General features: G+C 63.2%; 19 protein-coding genes. 4 read left to right on the top strand and 15 right to left on the bottom strand.

What is annotated here, in order from left to right; translation table 11 throughout:
• The first annotated feature begins 130 nt into the window (after positions 1-130).
• Positions 131-418, top strand: coding sequence for a hypothetical protein (locus tag QSV46_RS02525; RefSeq protein ID WP_314945854.1), 288 nt, complete (start codon positions 131-133; stop codon positions 416-418).
• 225 nt (positions 419-643) lie between these two features.
• Here the strand turns inward: QSV46_RS02525 and QSV46_RS02520 are convergent, their stop codons facing one another.
• The 10 genes from QSV46_RS02520 to QSV46_RS02475 all read right to left on the bottom strand — a co-directional run bounded on the left by QSV46_RS02520 (position 644) and on the right by QSV46_RS02475 (position 9,841).
• The gene (locus QSV46_RS02520) at positions 644-1,762 is read right to left on the bottom strand and encodes a helix-turn-helix transcriptional regulator (protein ID WP_314945851.1); all 1,119 of its coding nucleotides are present in this window, start codon (positions 1,760-1,762) and stop codon (positions 644-646) included.
• Positions 1,763-1,899: 137 nt separating this feature from the next.
• Positions 1,900-2,148 carry a DUF6894 family protein gene (locus QSV46_RS02515; protein WP_314945849.1) on the bottom strand — a complete coding sequence of 83 codons (249 nt, stop codon included), beginning with the start codon at positions 2,146-2,148 and terminating at the stop codon, positions 1,900-1,902.
• Positions 2,149-2,219: 71 nt separating this feature from the next.
• Complete coding sequence (locus QSV46_RS02510) at positions 2,220-3,194, bottom strand: AraC family transcriptional regulator (protein WP_314945848.1); 975 nt, start codon at positions 3,192-3,194, stop codon at positions 2,220-2,222.
• Positions 3,195-3,421: 227 nt separating this feature from the next.
• Complete coding sequence (locus tag QSV46_RS02505) at positions 3,422-4,579, bottom strand: helix-turn-helix transcriptional regulator (RefSeq protein WP_314945845.1); 1,158 nt, start codon at positions 4,577-4,579, stop codon at positions 3,422-3,424.
• Positions 4,580-4,886: 307 nt separating this feature from the next.
• Positions 4,887-5,384, bottom strand: coding sequence for a hypothetical protein (locus tag QSV46_RS02500; RefSeq protein ID WP_314945844.1), 498 nt, complete (start codon positions 5,382-5,384; stop codon positions 4,887-4,889).
• 106 nt (positions 5,385-5,490) lie between these two features.
• Positions 5,491-5,937 (bottom strand): MaoC family dehydratase, encoded by a 447-nt coding sequence (locus QSV46_RS02495; RefSeq protein ID WP_314945842.1) that lies wholly within the window; start codon positions 5,935-5,937, stop codon positions 5,491-5,493.
• A 428-nt stretch (positions 5,938-6,365) separates the two neighbouring features.
• Positions 6,366-6,788 (bottom strand): hypothetical protein, encoded by a 423-nt coding sequence (locus QSV46_RS02490; RefSeq protein ID WP_314945841.1) that lies wholly within the window; start codon positions 6,786-6,788, stop codon positions 6,366-6,368.
• 12 nt (positions 6,789-6,800) lie between these two features.
• On the bottom strand, positions 6,801-7,022 hold the full coding sequence (locus tag QSV46_RS02485) for a hypothetical protein (protein WP_247318852.1): 222 nt from the start codon (positions 7,020-7,022) through the stop codon (positions 6,801-6,803).
• 112 nt (positions 7,023-7,134) lie between these two features.
• Positions 7,135-7,950, bottom strand: coding sequence for a lytic murein transglycosylase (locus tag QSV46_RS02480; RefSeq protein ID WP_314945840.1), 816 nt, complete (start codon positions 7,948-7,950; stop codon positions 7,135-7,137).
• A gap of 37 nt (positions 7,951-7,987) precedes the next feature.
• Complete coding sequence (locus tag QSV46_RS02475) at positions 7,988-9,841, bottom strand: NAD(P)/FAD-dependent oxidoreductase (RefSeq protein WP_314945839.1); 1,854 nt, start codon at positions 9,839-9,841, stop codon at positions 7,988-7,990.
• 178 nt (positions 9,842-10,019) lie between these two features.
• Here QSV46_RS02475 and QSV46_RS02470 point away from each other — a divergent pair, with 178 nt between their 5' ends.
• Both QSV46_RS02470 and QSV46_RS02465 read left to right on the top strand, forming a co-directional pair.
• Positions 10,020-11,645 carry a long-chain fatty acid--CoA ligase gene (locus QSV46_RS02470; protein ID WP_314945837.1) on the top strand — a complete coding sequence of 542 codons (1,626 nt, stop codon included), beginning with the start codon at positions 10,020-10,022 and terminating at the stop codon, positions 11,643-11,645.
• A 102-nt stretch (positions 11,646-11,747) separates the two neighbouring features.
• Positions 11,748-12,866 (top strand): glycoside hydrolase family 172 protein, encoded by a 1,119-nt coding sequence (locus tag QSV46_RS02465; protein WP_314945836.1) that lies wholly within the window; start codon positions 11,748-11,750, stop codon positions 12,864-12,866.
• A gap of 82 nt (positions 12,867-12,948) precedes the next feature.
• Here the strand turns inward: QSV46_RS02465 and QSV46_RS02460 are convergent, their stop codons facing one another.
• The 4 genes from QSV46_RS02460 to QSV46_RS02445 are packed head-to-tail and all read right to left on the bottom strand — an operon-like array spanning position 12,949 to position 15,621.
• Positions 12,949-13,482 (bottom strand): porin, encoded by a 534-nt coding sequence (locus QSV46_RS02460; RefSeq protein WP_314945835.1) that lies wholly within the window; start codon positions 13,480-13,482, stop codon positions 12,949-12,951.
• A gap of 31 nt (positions 13,483-13,513) precedes the next feature.
• Positions 13,514-14,272, bottom strand: a complete 759-nt coding sequence (locus QSV46_RS02455; protein ID WP_314945834.1) for a porin family protein — start codon at positions 14,270-14,272, stop codon at positions 13,514-13,516.
• A 53-nt stretch (positions 14,273-14,325) separates the two neighbouring features.
• On the bottom strand, positions 14,326-14,853 hold the full coding sequence (locus QSV46_RS02450; RefSeq protein ID WP_314945831.1) for a porin: 528 nt from the start codon (positions 14,851-14,853) through the stop codon (positions 14,326-14,328).
• A 39-nt stretch (positions 14,854-14,892) separates the two neighbouring features.
• Positions 14,893-15,621 carry an outer membrane protein gene (locus QSV46_RS02445; protein WP_314945828.1) on the bottom strand — a complete coding sequence of 243 codons (729 nt, stop codon included), beginning with the start codon at positions 15,619-15,621 and terminating at the stop codon, positions 14,893-14,895.
• A 573-nt stretch (positions 15,622-16,194) separates the two neighbouring features.
• Here QSV46_RS02445 and QSV46_RS02440 point away from each other — a divergent pair.
• A complete protein-coding gene (locus tag QSV46_RS02440) occupies positions 16,195-17,406 on the top strand; it encodes an acyl-CoA dehydrogenase family protein (protein WP_314945826.1) in 1,212 nt (403 codons plus the stop codon).
• A gap of 63 nt (positions 17,407-17,469) precedes the next feature.
• Here QSV46_RS02440 and QSV46_RS02435 read toward each other — a convergent pair whose 3' ends face one another.
• Positions 17,470-18,378 (bottom strand): amino acid ABC transporter substrate-binding protein, encoded by a 909-nt coding sequence (locus QSV46_RS02435; protein WP_314945824.1) that lies wholly within the window; start codon positions 18,376-18,378, stop codon positions 17,470-17,472.
• Positions 18,379-18,421 lie beyond the last annotated feature (43 nt).

Raw genomic sequence — 18,421 nt, 5'->3', positions numbered from 1 at the left:
GTAAGGCGTCTGCGTCGCGGGAATTTCAGCACTCCCGGTGCAGAAGTCCGCGTCCTGCGAATCCAGGACGGGCCGAGAGACCGGCTGTGCATGCGAACGCTCCAGCATCGCCAACCCGGCGAGCTGAAGCGTGACGAGGGCCGCGGTCAACGCGACCGCGACGATGTTGAAATTACGCGCGTTCGAACGCGGGGCGACCGGGCGCACGCTCGCGCGGATCAACTCCGTTGGCATTTCCAGAAGTATCCTTTTCGCTGGAGACGGGAATAATTTCATTCAAACACCGCGCGTCGTGCGGCTGCGCCAGCAGATGGCGATAGCGCTGCAATGCGCGTTTCGCGTCGATCTCGCGCTGGGCGCGGAGAGCGGCGCCGACGCGGGCGACGATGTCGCGGAACTTGCCGGCCAGAAAAGATGACGTTGTTCGCATGGCAATCTCCTCTCAACCTGCGCGAGAGATTGACGGGATTCAGCTCCGGTTGCTGTGAGTTGCTTCACACGAATATCCGAGACGTCGAAAAAAACGTGACGTCTCGTAGGAGAGAATGCCGAAAAACGCGTCATTCGATCGAACGACGCGTGATAACTTTCTAATGCTACTTCTGATTGAATTTATTGGGAGCTGCAGCGACTCGCGCGCGCGTCAGTGTACGAGCGGATTGGAGAATCCGGCCGCGAGCTTGACGAGGTCCGCCTGACGCGAAACGCCGGTCTTGGCGAACACGCGATAAAGATGCGTCTTCACCGTCGACTCCGCGATGCCGAGTGCAATTGCCGTCTCCGGCACGCCGCCGACTTCGACGATCGCTTGCAGAACTCGCAGTTCCGCCGGGGTAAGGTCGAACGTGCGGTCAATCACGCCCGCACAGGAGCGCCCGTCCAGCTCCGCTTTCCAGACGAACAAGGCGCCGACGGCCGAATGGGGCTCCGCCCCGCCTTCGCGCAACAACGAGGGCAGCGCGATCACATGCGCGACGTAATAGGAGCCGTCGTGCGAGATCAGCTGAATCTTTCGCCCGGCAGCCGCCGCCAGGGCGACCTCGCCTGCGTCACGGAAAATATCGCGCAGGGCCGCACTCGCCGCGGCGGATCGTGCCACCAGCCGGCCTGCGACCGACCGCAGGACATCCTCGGCGGCGAGCAACATCTCCGCGGCCGGATTGTTGTGAACGATGTTGCAGGCCGCATCGAGCAGGATGACGCCGGCATTCAGCCGATCCACGACGTCGGCGAGCGCAATGGCTCGATCCTGCTTCCGCTCGATCGCCTTGTTGATCAGCAACGCCCGGCTCGCATGTGGGACCAGGGACTGCATCCGCGCGCGCTGCCTGGCGTCAAGCATGTCCTTGCCGGGGATCACGGTCATCAGCATCGGACTCGGCGATTTCGACTGTTCCAGAACCACGTTGGCGACATCGACGCAGCCTTGGGGGCGCAGCCATTCCTGATAGAAGCGGCCGCGGCGATATTCGTCGAAATTCACGAGATCGGGGATGTTGCGAACCTCGCCATAGCGAGGAAGCCGCGCAAGCGGATCGTGGCGGGCGTAGGTCTCGGCATAGAGCTGGATGTAGTGTGGATCGACCCCGCAGTAGTAATGCGTCACACCGGACTTGCTGACCGGGTCCTTCGAAATCAGCCCGCAGGCCTGGCTGCCAATGAACGCATTGAGCTTGACGACGACCTCGCTCCACAACTCCGGGTGGAGACCCGAGTCATAAATATCCTCGATCAACTCGGGCTGCTTTGGAGGGCGGGGCATCGGAACAGTCAATGGTGAGTTGGAGACGCGAATGTTCTCCATGCCCGGCGGCTTCTGTGAGTCTATCGCGGCAGCAAAAGGTTCAACTCCGGCGGAGAACCCTCGATCAGCCGGCCGGCGGGCGTCCGCCGGACCGATCAGGCCTGGTCCCAGCCGACCTTGTCGGTACCCTCCGACCAGACCGCGGCGCGATACACCTCTCGTCCGGCGGCGTCCCTGACGCGGATCCAGGCGTTGCGATCGCGAAGATCGTCACGCCAGACGAACAGGTGTCGCGCCATCTCGTCGGCCATTACGAACGTGGCCCTGGCTTGCTCGAATACCATGCCGCCCGGATCGACCTTCACGACATTGTCGACCAGGAGATCAAAGAAGAAACGGCGCATTCCACACTCCAACTTTCGACGTCGCTCGAAACACGGCGTCATCACCTGACGCGCATCAGACCGCTGTACGGTCACAGCGCCTCGCCGCTCCTGACGCCGCTCGGGGTCGCGCCGTAGGCCCGGCGGAAGCAACGGTTGAAATAGGAGAGATCGCCGAAACCGACGTCATAGGCGATCGAGCTCACCGGCCGCTCGGCGAAATCCGGTTCGCGCAGCATGCGATGAGCGCGCTTGAGACGCTGCTCGGTCAGGAAAGACGAGAACGTCCTGCCGTCGGCTTCGAACAGGCGCTGCAGATAACGCGTGGTCACGCTGAACTCCTGCGCCACCGTCGCCACCGACAGGTCCTGCTGCCAGCAATTGTTGATGATGAAGGATTTCACCTTGCGCAGCCGCGCGGCCCGGACGCCCCGGCGTCCCGCCAGTTCATGAACATCGTCCGTCGCGCCGAGAACCCGCGCCATCAGGTCGTGGACATGTGCAACGCCGAGCTGGCGCAGTGCCGGCAGCGCGAATGCGCGCTCTCGCACCAGAGACGTCGCATAATCGACGAGCAGCCGAAGTCCAGGGACACGATCCGGAATGATGCGCATCACCGCATCGTCGATATCCACGATCATGGGTGCCAGCACCCGCCGCGGCACGCGGATCGACAGACAATTGCCCAGCGAGAGGCGTTCGAAGATCGTGATGTCCTCCGCGCTCGTCAGAACCGCGTCACCGGGACAAAGCCGCAGACCTCGTCCTCGTGCGGAGACCTCGACCATGCCGGATCGATTGACCATCAGGCCGAGGCTGTCGTTGCCGTCGACGACGAGCTGCTTGGTACGGATGACCCGCGCTCCGATCAGCCCGCCGATCACCAGCTGGGCGTCCGGCAGGCCATGGGACGTGAGGCTCGCGGCGAACGGCTTGTCTTCCGTTGGCTCGACCTCCGCCTTCAGCACGCCGCGGCGATAGAATTCGCGCAGCAGCGGCACACGTTCATCTTCGGGAATGTCGTTCGTTGAAACATTGAGAATGGAAAATTCGTCCTTGCCGCTCACTGCAATTTCTCCAACCGACGAGCAGGCCTGGCCACACGCTGTCGTCTCCGCACCGCGTCCGGTGCCGGCGCGTATTGTTCCGTGGCGCACGCTGCCCTTCTCGTTTCAGGTGGCGCCATATACGAAAGTCTCAAACGACAAGCGTCCTACGTTCGGAGGACCCGACGGTCCTGCTCATCACAATGGATTGAGATTGCATCGCAGCGCGGCTGGCGCCGTGAAATGGATCACACAGCGTCGTAGCCGCTGCCCGTCCGCCGGGCAAACGGTGCGGTAAATCCGGCGGCGATCTTCACGAGATCCGCCTGCCTGCCGGCACCGGTCTTTTCGAACAGGCGACCGAGATGCGTCTTCACCGTCGTTTCGGCGATACCGAGCTTTGCTGCAATGTCGGGAACGCCGCCGATCTCGACAATGGCCATCAGCACGCGCAACTCCGACGGCGTCAGCCGAAACGCCGAGGCGATCGCGTCGGGCACGAGCGACGGCATCATCGCTGCCTTCTGCACGAGGAGCACCATCGCCGCGACGTCTCGCGGCAGGTTGCGCTCCCGCCTCAATGGAAGGGCGTGGAGGAGATAGTGTTGACCGTCGGCCGACGTCACGAGCTCGATCCGGCGGCGACCGGTCGAACCAATTTCACCGCCTGCAACGATTTCGAACAGGCTGCGGAATATTTTGTCCGCCTGGGTGTTGCGGACCACGATCCGCTCCCCGACCAGTGCGAGCAGATTGGCATCGACGAACAACTGCCGGCACGCCGCGTTGGCATGCACGACCCGACCGTCTGCGTCGACCAGACAGATCGCCGTGCTCAGGCCGTCGAGGACATCGGCAAGGTCATCCACGGTATGCGAGCGCGCCCTGATCTGCCGGCCCATGATCCGGGAACGCTGGATGTGAGGCGCGAGCAACCGCATGCGCTCGCGCATCGCCTCGTCGACGGTTCCGCGCGATCGATGGCGCAGCACCTGCAAGATTGTAGTCCGCGTGCCCGACTTTTCGAGCGCGACGGTCGCAAGATCGATCGCGCCCTGCGGCTCGACCCATTCGCGATAGAAGCTGGTCGTCACGAAATCCGCATGCGGCATGATGTCGGTCACGCCGATGGCCTGCTCGGCCGAGAAGCCGAGATGACGATCGAGCAGAGGATCCTGCTCGACATATCTGTCGCGATAGAGCTGACGGAAGCGGGATTCGGATCCAAAATGCTGATGGATTTCGATCGAGAGCCTTGCCGCGTCGCGGGACAGGATGGTCGCGGCGCACCCGCCGACGAAATGTGAAACCTGTTCCAGCGCGCCGTTGCGTAGCGCAGGATCGGCCGCCGCGTCGTAGATCTCGCCGACGAGAGACGAGAATCGATTTGCATGGAGGAGCGTCATCGCAGGAATGAAGCGATCGGCGTGCCGCCCCGGTGGCAAAGGGGGCTCGCACATCGAAAATCGGTGGAGGCGGCAGACCGCTCGACCGTCGCTTTCGACGAAGAAAACGCGGTGCAGCGAGATGCTGGAGTATCGAACATCGTGCTTGCGTAACGTCAACCGCAGGCTGCGGCTTGGACGTTTTCGCCAAAGACTAGGATAAATACGAACAGCGCGCGGACTGTGTGCGTCGTGTCACGCGCTCGCGCGCCGTCGCGAGGCCTTGTTGCCGCCGATTCCCGCCGGCAGCGCAACCGGCGCCGGCAAGCTACTTGCGGTTCTCTTCGCAGAACTTCAGCGCGGCGAGTGCCTCCCCGGCACGCGGGATCTGCATCTCGATGCTGTCGTCGTCATCGTCCTCGAAATCGAGCGTTAGGCGCTTGGCCTTCGACAGCCGGTCCATGATCGCCTGGTCGTATTCGAAGATGCCGCGCACCGTGGTCTTGTCCATGACCTCCCACTTCGCCTTCTTCATGATGTCTGCGTCATCGGTGCCGACATCGACCCGCAGGATCTCGCCGACCTTGTCCCACTCCCAGCCGTCGTAGATCATCACGATCACGATGGCCTTGTCGGAATAAGTGATCGCGATGACGTAGTCGCGGTTCTCGTCGTCCTTGTCCTTGTAACCGCGGCTCGCGTTGCAATGCGTGTCCTGCGTCCGCTTCTCGATGGTCCAGTCGCCGACCCTGGATTGTTGCGCGAGTGCCGCGCCGGCGGCCAGGGCGCCAGCGAGCAGCACAGTGGCGAGAAGAGATCGTTTCATGTCAGCCTCCAGCGTGTTCCCCACGTGGAGATGACCACCTCCGCCGGAGGCTCGCAAGGGTTCGACAAGGGTTTGAGGAGGCTGGCCGGCGGCGAGCGCGCCGGTCCTACCCCCGCCGCGGCACGATCGCGATCGGGGTGAAGGTGTAAACCTCCTCGCCGTTCTGGTTGAGCATCGTCCATTTCACCAAGGCGATGCCCTGCGGCTTCGACTTCGACGGTGTCAGGCTCATGACCTCGCCGACCAGATGGAGGCGGTCATTGGGCCGCACCGGAACAGTCCAGCGCAAGCCGTCGACGCCGGCGCCGATCAGCGGATGCGGGCCGAACGGGCGGGCCTGGATCGCGAGGTTCATGGCGATCGCGGCCGTGTGCCATCCCGACGCAGCCAGGCCCTTGAACAGGGTCGCCTTGGCAGCCTCGTGGTCGAGATGCATCGGCTGCGGATCAAACTCGGCCGCGAAGCGCTTGATGTCGGCCTCGGTGACCTCGACCTCGGGCGATTTGAACCGCATTCCGACGGTCAGATCGTCGAACCACTCGACCTGCGCCATGATTTTGCCTCGCAATATGATTTGGCCCGCCGGAAAGGCGGGGCTGAGGGACCGTGAAAAAGCGCGATGTAGCGGGTCTGCGTTGCACAAACCAGCCCCGGGGTTCCCGCGAAACCCGTTTCCAAAACGACGAAACACGCCTGAAACAGATGGCCGGTTATCTCGTTGTCAAAATCATACAGGGACGGCCACCATGCAATTCTTCCTCGACCTTCTCCGGGACTATTCCTGCTGCCAAAACCTTGTCACCCAGCCGGTGCGGGAGGATGAGCTATGATCGAGCTGATCTCCGCCCTGCTCGCCCTTTGCAGCATCGGCATTTTCGCGGCCCATGCACTGGATGCCTATCGCACCACGCACTACTGATTGACGTGGTCGCAGACTCTGGTTCACCTCTCCCGAAGGGAGAGGTGAACCGCCTCACGGCGCTAGAACGGCCGCCGGTAGAAGTGCTCCGAATGCGTCGCCGGCGGAAACCGGTTGGCGAGCGCAAGTGCACCCTTCTCGTCCGTCTCGAGGGCAATCTTCTGCGCCAGCATCACGTCGCCCGGCACGAGGAAGCCTGACGGGACGAAGCACCATCCCATCGTCGCACGCCCCTCGCCGTCGATCTCATGGACATTGGCGGCCGTGCCGTAGTGGATGCGATAGGTCTTGCCGGTAACGCTACCGATGACGTCGAAATAGCGGTGCTGCTCGAATTGCGCGCGCTGCACAGGCGACAGCCATTCGGCCAGCAGCCGCCGGCCGCGGGCATCCGGCGTGTTTTCGCCGAGGAAGCGCCGGTAGAGTTCGCGCAGCGCATGCAGACGCGCACGCGCCGGCGCGCGGAGCCAAACTGCCGCGAACATGGGCAGCTCAGATCAGCCGCCGACCAGGCGGGGATAAAACAGCGTTTCGTGCGCGGTCGGGTCGAACGATCTGATACGGGTGACTTCACCGGGCCCGGTTCGGAAAGCGGCGGTAAAGCCGGCTCCGGTCAGCTCACGAAAGCGCTGCTCGGCTCGCGCCAGCGCTTCGGCATTGTCAGGATCAAACTCGTGACGCGTGTCGCCAGTTTGGTCCATCACGATCTGGGTTGCCATCTTGAGTCTCCTCATGCCCAGCCCTAAACCTGATCAAAGCAAACCTCGTGCCGTCAGTTCCTCAACGCAACAACTTTCTCCTACGCCGGCGCGTTGAGCTTGGCGAATCACCTCACCGCGATGCGGCGGCGCCGCCCTCGTCGATCTGCCGTCCCATCAGCGCAATCGCCTTTTGGTACACGCCAGCGGCATTCCAGGCCTCGATGGCCGCAAAGTTCGGCTCGCCCGGCTGGTAACCGGCTCCCGCGCGCCAGCCATGGGCCTTGAGGAAATTCGCGGTAGAGTTCAGCGCGTTGGCGGCAACCTCGAGGTTGCCGGTGCCATAGGCCAGGATGCTCTTGGGCATGAACTGGGTCTGGCCGACTTCGCCATGCATGGAGCCGCGGGTTGCTCCCGACAGCGTGCCGCGATCGATCAGCTTCAGGGCCGCATAGAGCTGGTCGGTGAAGAATTCGGGACGGCGGCAGTCATAGGCCAGCGTCGCGATCGACGAGAGCATGTTCTGGTTGCCGCGCTGGCTGCCGAAACCGGTCTCCATGCCCCAGATCGCGATCAGCGGCCCGGGTGGGACGCCGTAGCGCTGCTGGATCGAGTCGAACAAGGCGGCCTGCGACTGCTTGAGCTGCCGTCCCTTGGCAACGATGGTGGTGGCGCCGCGCTTGGCGAGGAACTGGTCGAGCGTCAGCGAGAAGCTGCGCTGCCCGCGGTCGGCCGCGATGGTGGCGCTGGCGTAATTGGTCTGCATCAGCGCCGAGAGCGCGGTCTGGCCGATGCCTTTGCCCTGCGCCTCCGCACTGAACTCACGCTTCCAGGCCTCGAAACCCGCCGGCGAACTGCCGCATTGCGCGGCCTGCGTGGCGGTCGCCAGGCAACCGAGCAGCGCCATTGCGCCAAAAACCGCCCCCGCAACACCCCTGCCCCTGATCATGCATTCCTCCGGCTTCACGGCAATCCTGGCCCCGAGCTTACCCGGGAGAAGGCGCCGACTCCATGGCAGGATCATATGACAATTCCAATCCATCCAGACTGCCTTCCTTGCGCCACTTGTCGAGCATCCGCAGGAACGCCACCGGCCCGCGCCAGTATTGGCTGTTTCTCGCCGCAATCGGATCGAGCACGCCCTCGTTGTTGTAGTACCCGGGCGTGCATTCGGCGAGATAGGTCTGCCGGCCAAGCGCGGCCTTGACCACTTCGTCGACCCAGGCATTCTCGGCTTGAAGCGTCGGCTCCAGCGTCCGGGCCTTGCGCTTGCGCGCCTGCTCGATCACATAGGCGATGTGCCGCGACTGCTCGTCGATGATGTGCGGAAAATTGGCGCTCTGGCCGGCCTGCACGGTGACGATCAGGAAGCAGTTCGGGAAGCCGCGGCTGTAGAAACCATGCAGCGTCTTGACGCCGTCGCGCCAGCGCTCGGACAGGCCGATGCCGTCTCGGCCGTAGACCTCGAATCCCATACGGCGCGCATAGTCGGTGCCAACCTCGAAGCCGCTGGCATAGATCAGGCAGTCGATTTCATAAGCCTTGCCGTCAGCCACGACGGCGTTCCCGGTGATGCGCTCGACGCCTCGCCCCCTGGTGTCGACGAGATGCACGTTGGGCCGATTGAACGTGTCGAGATATTCGTCATGGAAGCATGGCCGCTTGCAGAATGCCTTGTACCAGGGTTTGAGCGCCGCCGCGGCCGCCTCGTCCTTCACCACCGCGTCGACGCGGGCACGGATTTCCTCCATCTTGCGGTAGTCGGCCTGCTCGATGACCCTGAGCGCCTCCTCCATCGAGGTCACCGGCTGCGGCTGGCGGCGCGGCGCCAGCAGGATCTCGCCAAGCAAGCCGGTCCAGCCATCCTGCACCAGATCCTGCTCGAACGGCTCGCCGGAGATCACGGCCGTAAAATTGTCCATGCGCTCGCGCTGCCAGCCGGGCTTGAGGCTGTGCGCCCAGCTTTGATCGGTCGGCCGGTCATCGCGAACGCCGATCGCCGAGGGCGTGCGCTGGAAGACGTAGAGCTCCTTCGCCGAGCGGCCGAGATGCGGGACGCATTGCACGGCGGTGGCGCCGGTGCCGATAATGCCGACGCGCTTGTCGGCAAGGCCGGTGAGTCCACCTTCGGCCGTGCCGCCGGTGTAGCCATAATCCCAGCGGCTGGTGTGGAAGCTGTGTCCCGTGAACGTCTCGATGCCGGGAATGCCCGGCAGCTTCGGGCGGCTGAGCGGGCCACCGGCAAGGATGACGAAGCGCGCGCGAATGCGATCGCCGCGATCGGTCTCGACCAGCCAGCGTGCCTCCTGCTCCTGCCATTCCATCCGCGAGATGATCGTCTGAAACAGCGCGCGCTCGTAGAGGCCGAAGTGACGGCCGATGCGGCCGGAGTGTTCGTATATCTCCGGCGCCCGCGCATATTTGCGCACCGGCATGTAGCCGGTCTCTTCCAGCAGCGGCAGATAGATGTAGCTCTCGGTATCGCAGGCCGCACCAGGGTAGCGATTCCAGTACCAGGTGCCGCCGAAATCGGCGGCCTTTTCCACGATACGAAAATCGTCGATGCCGGCCTCGCGCAGACGCGCGCCGCACAACAGGCCGCCGAAGCCGCCGCCGACGATGAGCACCTCGGTCTGTTCGCTGACAGCTCCGCGCGCAAATCCCGGATCGGCCCAGGGATCGTCGAGGTAGCGGCCGAAATCGCCGGTGACCTCGACATATTGCGCCTTGCCCTCGGCGCGCAGGCGGCGATCGCGCTCGTCACGATAGCGCGCGCGGAGTGCGGAAACATCGACCGTAGATTCGCCTTCCGTGCCGGTCTTGTGTCTTTCCGCTGACATCCATTTCCTCCACGGCGAACGCTGCTTCGCCGGCAGCTCACCTGACGTTAGCCCTGAAAAAGTGGCGCGTGCAATCACATCCCTCGCTTTTTGCGTGAACGCCGCGTGACGTTCCGCTAACCTCAAGCGCAAATCACAAGCCTACGCCACGCAACGAAGTGGCGAACCGGAGGAAACGATGCAGGGATTGATGATGGACATGCCGCTCCTGATCAGCGGCCTGATCCAGTATGCGGCCGACTATCACGGCGAAGCGGAAATCGCCGCGCGCGAGATCGAGGGCGACATTCATCGCTACACTTATGCGGACGCTCATCCGCGCATCAAGCGCATGGCGCTGACACTCAAGCGGCTCGGCATGAAGCAAGGCGACCGCGTCGGCACGCTGGCCTGGAATACCCACCGTCATTTCGAGATGTTCTATGCCGCACCGGGCATGGGCTACGTGCTGCACACCGTCAATCCGCGGCTGTTTCCGGAGCAGCTCGTCTACATCATCAACCACGCCGAAGACCGGCTGCTGTTCATCGACCGCGCCACGCTGCCGATCGTCGAGGCGATCGCGCCGCAGCTGAAGACGATCGAAGCCTATGTCCTGATGTCCTCGCGCGAGCGGATGCCGGAGACGAAGCTGGCAAATGTTCATTGCTACGAGGAGCTTCTCGATCAGGAGAACGACACGGGCTTCGCCTGGCCGGAGTTCGACGAAAAGTCCGCCTCCACCATCTGCTACACCTCGGGCACAACGGGCAACCCGAAAGGCGTGATCTATTCGCACCGCGCGGCGATCCTGCAGACCATGGTCTCCTGCAATTTCGACTTCCTGCCCGGGCATCTGGAAGGCGTGCGCGAGGTGATGATGCCGATGGCGCCGCTGTTCCACGGCAACGGCTGGAATATGCCGTTCACCGCACCCTATACCGGCTCCAAGCTGGTGCTGCCCGGCCGCAATTACGAGCCCGACAAGCTCTATGAGCTGCTCGAAGGCGAAAAGGTGACGCTCTCGGCCGGCGTGCCGAGCTTCTGGCTGATCCTGCTCGACTGGCTCGGCCGCACCGGCAACAGATTCTCGACACTGCGCGCGACGCTGTCGTCCGGCTCGGCGCCGCCGCGCGCGATGGTCGAGAAGCTCAAGCGCGAGTACGACATCGACTACATCCAGGCCTGGGGCATGACCGAGGCCTTGGGCTGCTCGATGCCGGGCCTGCGGCCCGGTTCGGAGCATCTCAGCGACAAGGAGAAGTTCGACCGCCGCCAGGTGTCCGGCCGCGCCTGCTTCGGCACGGCCTTGCGTATCGTCGATGATGGCGGCGTTGAGCTGCCGCGCGACGGCAAGACCGTCGGTCATCTGCGTGCCAGGGGTCCTTGGGTCGCCTCCGGCTACATGAAGCTCGACGAGGGTCTCGACCGCGACGGCTGGCTGATCACCGGCGACATGGCCGTGATCGACAGCCAGGGCCACGTCACGCTGACCGACCGCTCCAAGGATGTGATCAAGTCCGGCGGCGAATGGATCTCCTCGATCCAGCTCGAGGATGTCGCCCTGTCACATCCCGATGTGCTTCAGGCCGCGGTGGTCGCGATCAACCATGAGAAATGGCAGGAACGCCCCCTGCTCCTCGTCGTCCGCAAGAAGGGCGCAACCGTCGACGGCAAGGCGCTGCTCGACCACATGCGCCCGAAGATCGCGAGTTGGTGGATGCCGGACGCGGTCGAATTTCTCGACGAGTTTCCGATGACCGGCACCGGCAAGGTGCTCAAGTCCGCGCTGCGCGAGAAGTTTAGGGAATATCGCGTCGCATGACGACACTCGGTCGCGTGCGGACAATTCCGTGCGCTGCCTTCATCTTTTGGTAGATTTGGCGGCGATATACCGGGACGTCGCTACCCCCTTGTCGAGGACACCATGGCGTTTTCCGGATTGGGCCTGCATCTCGGCAATCTGTCGCGCCTGTCGAATGCGCAGACGCGCTCGATCAGCCCTGAGAATTTCACCGGCGAAAAGGGCAAGGGGGGCATGTCCGTCGACGGCGCCGCCGCACGCCAGGCCCGCGACCTCGGTCAGGGCTGGAAGGTTTCGCCCTATGTCGTCATCGAGCCCGGCGCAACCTTCACGCTTGCCGACATCGAAGGCCAGGGGGCGATCCAGCAGATCTGGATGACGCTGGCCCGCGGGCGGCTGCGCCATTCGATCCTGCGTGTCTACTGGGACGACCAGACGCTGCCGAGCGTGGAATGCCCGGCCGGCGATTTCTTCGCCTGCGGCTGGGAAGAGTTCGCGCAGGTGTCCTCGCTCGCGGTCTGCGTCAATCCCGGCCGCGCCTTCAACTGCTACTGGGAGATGCCGTTCCGCAAGCGCGCGCGCTTCACGCTGGAGAACCGCAGCGAGGAGCAGCTCACCGTCTACTACCAGATCAACTACACGCTCACTGAGGTGCCCGAGGACTGCGCCTATTTCCATGCGCAATTCCGGCGCACCAATCCGCTGCCATTCAAGGATGTCCATACCATTCTCGACGGCATCAGCGGCGCGGGCCACTATGTCGGCACTTACATGGCCTGGGGCGTGAATAACAACGGCTGGTGGGGCGAAGGCGAGATCAAGTTCTTCATCGACGGCGACGGCGAATTCCCGACCATCTGCGGCACCGGCACCGAGGACTATTTCTGCGGCGCCTATAATTTCGATCCCTATGTCGCCCATTCCGGCCAGGGCCCGACGCAACAATCACGCTATCAGGAATTCACCACGCCCTATGCCGGCCTTCCCCAGGTGATCCGCCCCGACGGCGTCTACAAGTCGCAGCAGCGTTTTGGCATGTACCGCTGGCACATCCCCGATCCCGTCCGCTTCCGCTCCGACCTGCGCGTGACCATCCAGGCGCTGGGCTGGCTGCCGGGCGTCAAAGAAGCGAAGTATCTTCCTCTGCAGGACGACATCGCCTCGGTCGCGTTCTGGTATCAGGCGCTGCCGACCCCGCCGTTTCCGAAGCTGCCCGGTCCGGACCATCTCGAAATCGGCTAGGTGGGCTTCCTCATACTCGCAGGATTGCGCCGCTCGAACATCGTCAAGATCGTCCGGGCGGCGCCTTCGTGTTCAGGATTAGCTACCAGGAATACTGGAGGCCGACCCGTCCAAGTGCCCTGATGTCGCTCCACGACTGCGCCGGGAGCGCCACGCCGAACTCAGTCACGGTCCGGCTGGACGTGGACGTCAGGCTGCCGCGATCGAGACCGAACGCGATGCCCATGGTCAGTGACAGGTTTCCCTGGATCCTGATCATTCCAACGGCCCCGGCAGCATGCTGCCCGTCGAACACGGCCCAGTGGGTCGAGATCGCGTAGTTGGTCCCGTCAGGCAGGAACGGATTGACGAGCGAAGCGGCCATGGCCGTTCCTGTTGCTGCACGGGTGAGCTGGCGGGCGATATCGAACTGGCTCTGCACGGTCTGCTGCGCGTTCACGCAGGTGTCGGTTCCGGGAATGTAGAAAAAGCCGGCACCATAGAGGGAGCAGACCTTTTCGTACTCGACCGCAGCATGGCCCGGCGTCGGAATCGCCAGCGCCAGAGCAGCGGCCGCAAGAATGGCGTACAGGTGACGTCCGAGGACGCATCGTGCCGCGCTGATTTGCTTCCACATATTTGTCTCCCATCAATGACGGTGGCGCTGCTCAGTAACGAGCAACGATGGCATCGCCGTTGAAGCGGTAATTCACGCCGAGCTTCACGAGGTGCAGCTCGTGGTCGACGTTCTGCGGACTGATCCTGGTGGTGAGCGCGATCGCGGCCGGACCGAAATACAGATAGTCGTACTCGAGGCGCGCGGAGAGATTGTTGGTCAGCGCGTATTCAAGTCCCACGCCGCCGTTCAAACCGGTCCGCTGGTGGTTGATGTCAAGCGGAACAGGCGTACCGATGAAGGCCTGGTAGGCAACGTTCGCCCATGCAACACCGCCCTTGGCGTAGACCAGCGCGCCATCAAACGCGTAGCCGATACGACCGGTGCCGGTCGCCAGTGCCTGGTACGACACCGCAAGGCCGGACAGTATGGGGCTCGCGGGATCGACCGGCCGATTTCCCTTGATCGACGCCCAGGAGAGATCCAGCTCGGCACCGACCACGATGTTGTCGAACTGCCAATTGGCGCCGACCTGCGCGCCTGCAATCGCGCCCTTGGTATCCATCGTGAACCGGTCCTGGGCGAAAGCGAAGCTCGGGTCGACGAGACGGCTGCTTCCGACGCCGTAGCCGCCGTGAGCGCCAATATAGAAGCCGTTCCAGAGCGGCACCGGAGCGACGACCGGAGCCTTGACGGTCATGTCGGCCGCGTCCGCGGGCGTGGCAATGAGCGAACCGGCCGTAAGAAGCGGCGTGACGGCAGCAGCACAGGCGAGGAGGCGGCGCGCCGATCGAAGGATGGAGATTGTCATGGGATGATCTTTCAAAATATTGAAATGAATTATCGGATGAGGTTTCGGCTGCTTCACCAGGCGTACATGAAGCCCGCGCGGCCGAGACCGCGGACGTCGCTCCACGATTGCGCCGGGATCGCCGTGCCGAATTCCGTCTGCGTCCGGTTGCTCAGGGACGTCAGGCTTCCCTTGTCCAGCCCGAGCGAGAACCCGCCCGAGAACACGAAATTGCCTGACACCCGCATCAGGCCCGAAAAGCCCGCGGCGTGCTGGCCATCGTAAGTCGCCCAATGGGTCGAGACTGCGTAGTTGGTGCCGGTCGGAAGCCACGGCGCGACGAGCGAGGCAGCCATCGCCGTTCCGGTCGAAGCGCGGGTCTGCGCACGCGCGAGATCGAACTGGTTCGTCGCGATCTGGTTGGCGTTGGTGCAGGTGTCGGTGCCCGGAATGTAAAAGAAGCCGGCGCCATACAAGGAGCAGATCTTGACGTACTCGACCGGAGCTGCGTGGCTCGGCGCGGCGATCATGGCGATGAGGCCGGCGGTGGCGATTGCAGCGATCGGCCGGGCGGCGCGGCGGTTCGTGAATGTGGTGGACATGCTGTTCTCCGAATTTGAATGCTGTTCGATGTACTGGGGTTAGCGCGGCAGGCTGCCGTCGCCGTTGAAGCGCACGTTGATGCCGGCCTTCACCACCTGGACGAAATGCTTGATCTCGGACGTCGTGTTCAGGCTCACCCAATGGAGCGTTTCCGTCGGCAGGAAGATCGCGTTGTATTCGACCTTGGCGGAGACGTTGCGCAGGAAGGCCACTTCCAGCCCGACCCCGCCGACAGCACCGAACAGTTCGCGGTTGTAGTTGGTGACTTCCGGGGTGAACCGCGACGAGAGCTCCATGCGGGCATAGGCGCCACCGCCCTTTGCGTAGGCGAACCATTGGCCCGACGCGTAACCGGCGCGCCCAGTTACGGTTGCAAGGGCGGTGTAGCCGACCCCGTTGTTGGTGCTCGCCGTGATGATGGGCGAGGTGCTGGTGTTGCCCCGCGTGAACGACCAGGAACCGTCCACCTCCGCGCCGAGCACGTAATTCCCCTGCTGCCAGTTGTAGCCGAGTTGCCCGCCTGCGAGCGGACCGTTGTAGTACGCAGAGAACGGGTTGTTGGCGGGGCTGTTGTTGGGATCGCGAAACTCCGACTTCCCCCATCCCCAGCCGCCATGGACGCCAGCATAGAAGCCGGTCCATGCGACGGCAGGCGAAGGCAGCGGACCGCCGGCGAGAACGGGTGAAGCAATGATCGCGCTGGTCGTTGCAACGGCGACTGCGAAACCACGGCGCCGAGCTACGGAGCGTCTCGAATGTGTATGCATGTTGAGGTCCATTTCCTTCTTCAGATTTAAAGATGTATCTTATGTTATAACTATTTTAGATTGTATTCGAGATTGCAGCATTTGGGTCGAGCTCCTGCTGGTTTTCGGACGAACGAAGCCGGCGATCACGCACCAGCGGATCGACGGGAAGACCTATTGGAGGTTGGAAGAGCCCGAGCGCGGCCTAGGGAAAATGCGCTCCGCGGCTGGTCAATGAGCGAACTAAAGGCGAGCTATTCGCAAGGGTGCGCGTCCATAGTCCCCTTCTCTTGTCATGATTGCAGCCCCCCGCTTCTAATTGAGGCCGATCTTAGGCGAGGCGCGTCGAATAGCTAGTATCGTGAAGGCAACAGTTGATGTTTGTTGCTGCTGGTTGTCCTGCCCGCTTCTCAATCGCGGCACGACGCAAGATTGCCTGTGAATGACCGTTAACATGGCAACGCGCCGGGTCGGCCCTGACGCAAGTTGCGGCTGACCGGCTGGTGAAGATGCGGGGCCGTCCCGAGCAATCTTGGCGCGATTCGGGGCCAACCTGCCCCGAACGCCGACTTGATCTACCTACAGGAGATCCAGATGCTCTACCCAATGTCGCCCGAGGTCGTCGAGCTCAAGTGCAAGCTCGAGAGTTTCATGGACCGGCACATCTATCCGAACGAGGAGCGGTTCTATCGAGAGGCCGAAGAGCTCGGGCCCTGGAAGGTCTATCCGGTCGTCGAGGAGCTGAAGCCGCGCGCTCGCGCCGAAGGTCTCTGGAATCTGTTCCTGCCGGAGTCGAGCCACGGCGCCGGCCTCACCAATCTCGAATATGCCCCGCTCTGCGAAGTCATGGGCCGCTCGCATCTGGCGCCCGAAGTGTTCAACTGCTCGGCGCCCGATACCGGCAACATGGAGGTGCTGGAGCGCTACGGCACGGAGGAGGACAAGGAGCGCTGGCTGAAGCCGCTGCTCGCCGGCGAGATCCGCTCATGCTTCGCCATGACCGAGCCCGCCGTCGCCTCGTCCGATGCGACCAACATCGAGAGCTCGATCGTGCGCGACGGCGACCATTACCTCATCAACGGCCGCAAATGGTACACGACGAATGCGACGGATCCGCGCTGCAAGATCTGCATCTTCATGGGCAAGACCGATCCGGACAATCCCGACCGCCACAAGCAGCAATCCATGATCCTGGTGCCGATGGATACACCCGGCATCGAGATCAAACGGCCCCTGCCCGTATTCGGCTTCTACGGCGTGCCCGACCGCGCCTCCGAAGTCGTCTTCACCAATGTGCGGGTGCCGAAGGAGAACATGCTGCTCGGCGAAGGCCGCGGCTTCGAGATCGCGCAGGGCCGTCTCGGCCCCGGCCGCATCCACCACTGCATGCGGCTGATCGGTTTATCCGAACGCACCCTGGAAAAGATGTGCCGCCGCGTCCGCAGCCGCATCGCCTTCGGCAAGCCGGTCTCCGAGCAGACCGTGACGCAGGAGCGCATCGCGGAGGCCCGCATCATGATCGAGCAGGCCCGGCTCTTGACGCTCAACGCCGCCTACGCGATGGACACGGTCGGCAACAAGGTCGCGAAAGCCGAGATCGCGATGATCAAGGTCGCGGTGCCCAACATGGCCTGCCAGGTCATCGACTGGGCAATCCAGGCGCATGGCGGCGGCGGCACGTCGAACGATTTTGGACTGACACGGGCGTACGCAACAGCGCGGCTGCTGCGGCTCGCCGATGGCCCAGACGAAGTTCACCGCAACCAGATCGCGCGGTTCGAGCTGAAGAAATATTCGAACGTTTAGAGGATTCGTCGCCGCAGTCCGGCGGGTGCATGCGATCGCAACCAATCCCTTCGCGCCCTCGCTTCAGTTCGCCAGGTAAACGTCCGGATCGGCGCTCGAGCTCGGCTTCTTGAAGGCATTGCGCAAGGCCGCCGACATCGGGACATTGTAGTTGAGGCCGTTCGGCGGTGTCGGGGATTCCAGCCACTTCCTGTAGAGGACCTCGATGTCGGGGCTCGCATAGAGCTCCGCCGTGGCGCGATCGGCCAGCGCCTTGAACGGTCCGTCCTCCCGGCGGAGCATGATCCCGTATGGCTCCGGCTTCGAGAACGTCTCCTCGCTGATCATGAAAAGCTGCGGCTCCTTCGAGCGCGCGATGGCGACCGCAAGCTGCACGTCATCGAGCGCATACGCCTGCGCGCGGTCGGTCTCCAGCAGCAGGAAGGCTTCGGCCTGGTCCTTGGCCGGCATGATGTTGATGCCGAGATTGCGCTCGGTGTTGACCTTGGCGAGCTGCGTCAGGTTGACCGAACCCGCCACCGCCGTGACAGCCTTGCCCTTGAGATCGTCGATGGTGTTGATCTTGGACGCCTTCTTGGCGGCGAAGCGAGTCGCGCTGACGAAGTGCGTGTTGGTGAAGGCCACCTGCTTCTGGCGGTCGGCGTTATTGGTGGTGGCCGAGCAGTGCAGGTCGAGCGTGCCGTTGACCATGAGGGGAATGCGGTTGGACGACGTCACTGCGAGGGTATCGACGGCGATGTCGGGCATGCCGAGTTGCTTCTTCACGGCATCCACGATCCTGAAGCAGATATCCATGGCAAAGCCGACCGGCTTCTGATTGCCGTCGAGATAGCTGAAGGGGACCGAGGCCTCCTGATAGCCCAGCGTGATCTTCCTGGTCTCCTTGACCTTCTGGAGCGTGCCCGAGAGGTCTTCGGCGGACGCTGCCGCCGCAACACAAGTGACGGCCAGGAGAACGGTGGGAAGTCGCATCGGGAGCTCCTTGAGAGGTCATCGACTGGTGTCGAGACGGGGT

The organism is Bradyrhizobium cosmicum, assembly GCF_032290525.1.
GTDB classification, from domain to species: domain Bacteria; phylum Pseudomonadota; class Alphaproteobacteria; order Rhizobiales; family Xanthobacteraceae; genus Bradyrhizobium; species Bradyrhizobium cosmicum_A.
The sequence above is the reverse complement of the archived record's forward strand: the minus strand, read 5'-3'. Positions and strand labels throughout refer to the sequence as shown.

Excerpts from the sequence above, each read along its gene's own strand:
- QSV46_RS02520 (WP_314945851.1), bottom strand. The coding sequence starts at position 1,762 with ATGCCCCGCCCTCCAAAGCAGCCCGAGTTGATCGAGGATATTTATGAC.
- QSV46_RS02515 (WP_314945849.1), bottom strand. The coding sequence starts at position 2,148 with ATGCGCCGTTTCTTCTTTGATCTCCTGGTCGACAATGTCGTGAAGGTC.
- QSV46_RS02505 (WP_314945845.1), bottom strand. The coding sequence starts at position 4,579 with ATGACGCTCCTCCATGCAAATCGATTCTCGTCTCTCGTCGGCGAGATC.
- QSV46_RS02500 (WP_314945844.1), bottom strand. The coding sequence starts at position 5,384 with ATGAAACGATCTCTTCTCGCCACTGTGCTGCTCGCTGGCGCCCTGGCC.
- QSV46_RS02495 (WP_314945842.1), bottom strand. The coding sequence starts at position 5,937 with ATGGCGCAGGTCGAGTGGTTCGACGATCTGACCGTCGGAATGCGGTTC.
- QSV46_RS02490 (WP_314945841.1), bottom strand. The coding sequence starts at position 6,788 with ATGTTCGCGGCAGTTTGGCTCCGCGCGCCGGCGCGTGCGCGTCTGCAT.
- QSV46_RS02485 (WP_247318852.1), bottom strand. The coding sequence starts at position 7,022 with ATGGCAACCCAGATCGTGATGGACCAAACTGGCGACACGCGTCACGAG.
- QSV46_RS02480 (WP_314945840.1), bottom strand. The coding sequence starts at position 7,950 with ATGATCAGGGGCAGGGGTGTTGCGGGGGCGGTTTTTGGCGCAATGGCG.
- QSV46_RS02475 (WP_314945839.1), bottom strand. The coding sequence starts at position 9,841 with ATGTCAGCGGAAAGACACAAGACCGGCACGGAAGGCGAATCTACGGTC.
- QSV46_RS02470 (WP_314945837.1), top strand. The coding sequence starts at position 10,020 with ATGCAGGGATTGATGATGGACATGCCGCTCCTGATCAGCGGCCTGATC.
- QSV46_RS02465 (WP_314945836.1), top strand. The coding sequence starts at position 11,748 with ATGGCGTTTTCCGGATTGGGCCTGCATCTCGGCAATCTGTCGCGCCTG.
- QSV46_RS02460 (WP_314945835.1), bottom strand. The coding sequence starts at position 13,482 with ATGTGGAAGCAAATCAGCGCGGCACGATGCGTCCTCGGACGTCACCTG.
- QSV46_RS02455 (WP_314945834.1), bottom strand. The coding sequence starts at position 14,272 with ATGACAATCTCCATCCTTCGATCGGCGCGCCGCCTCCTCGCCTGTGCT.
- QSV46_RS02450 (WP_314945831.1), bottom strand. The coding sequence starts at position 14,853 with ATGTCCACCACATTCACGAACCGCCGCGCCGCCCGGCCGATCGCTGCA.
- QSV46_RS02445 (WP_314945828.1), bottom strand. The coding sequence starts at position 15,621 with ATGCATACACATTCGAGACGCTCCGTAGCTCGGCGCCGTGGTTTCGCA.
- QSV46_RS02440 (WP_314945826.1), top strand. The coding sequence starts at position 16,195 with ATGCTCTACCCAATGTCGCCCGAGGTCGTCGAGCTCAAGTGCAAGCTC.
- QSV46_RS02435 (WP_314945824.1), bottom strand. The coding sequence starts at position 18,378 with ATGCGACTTCCCACCGTTCTCCTGGCCGTCACTTGTGTTGCGGCGGCA.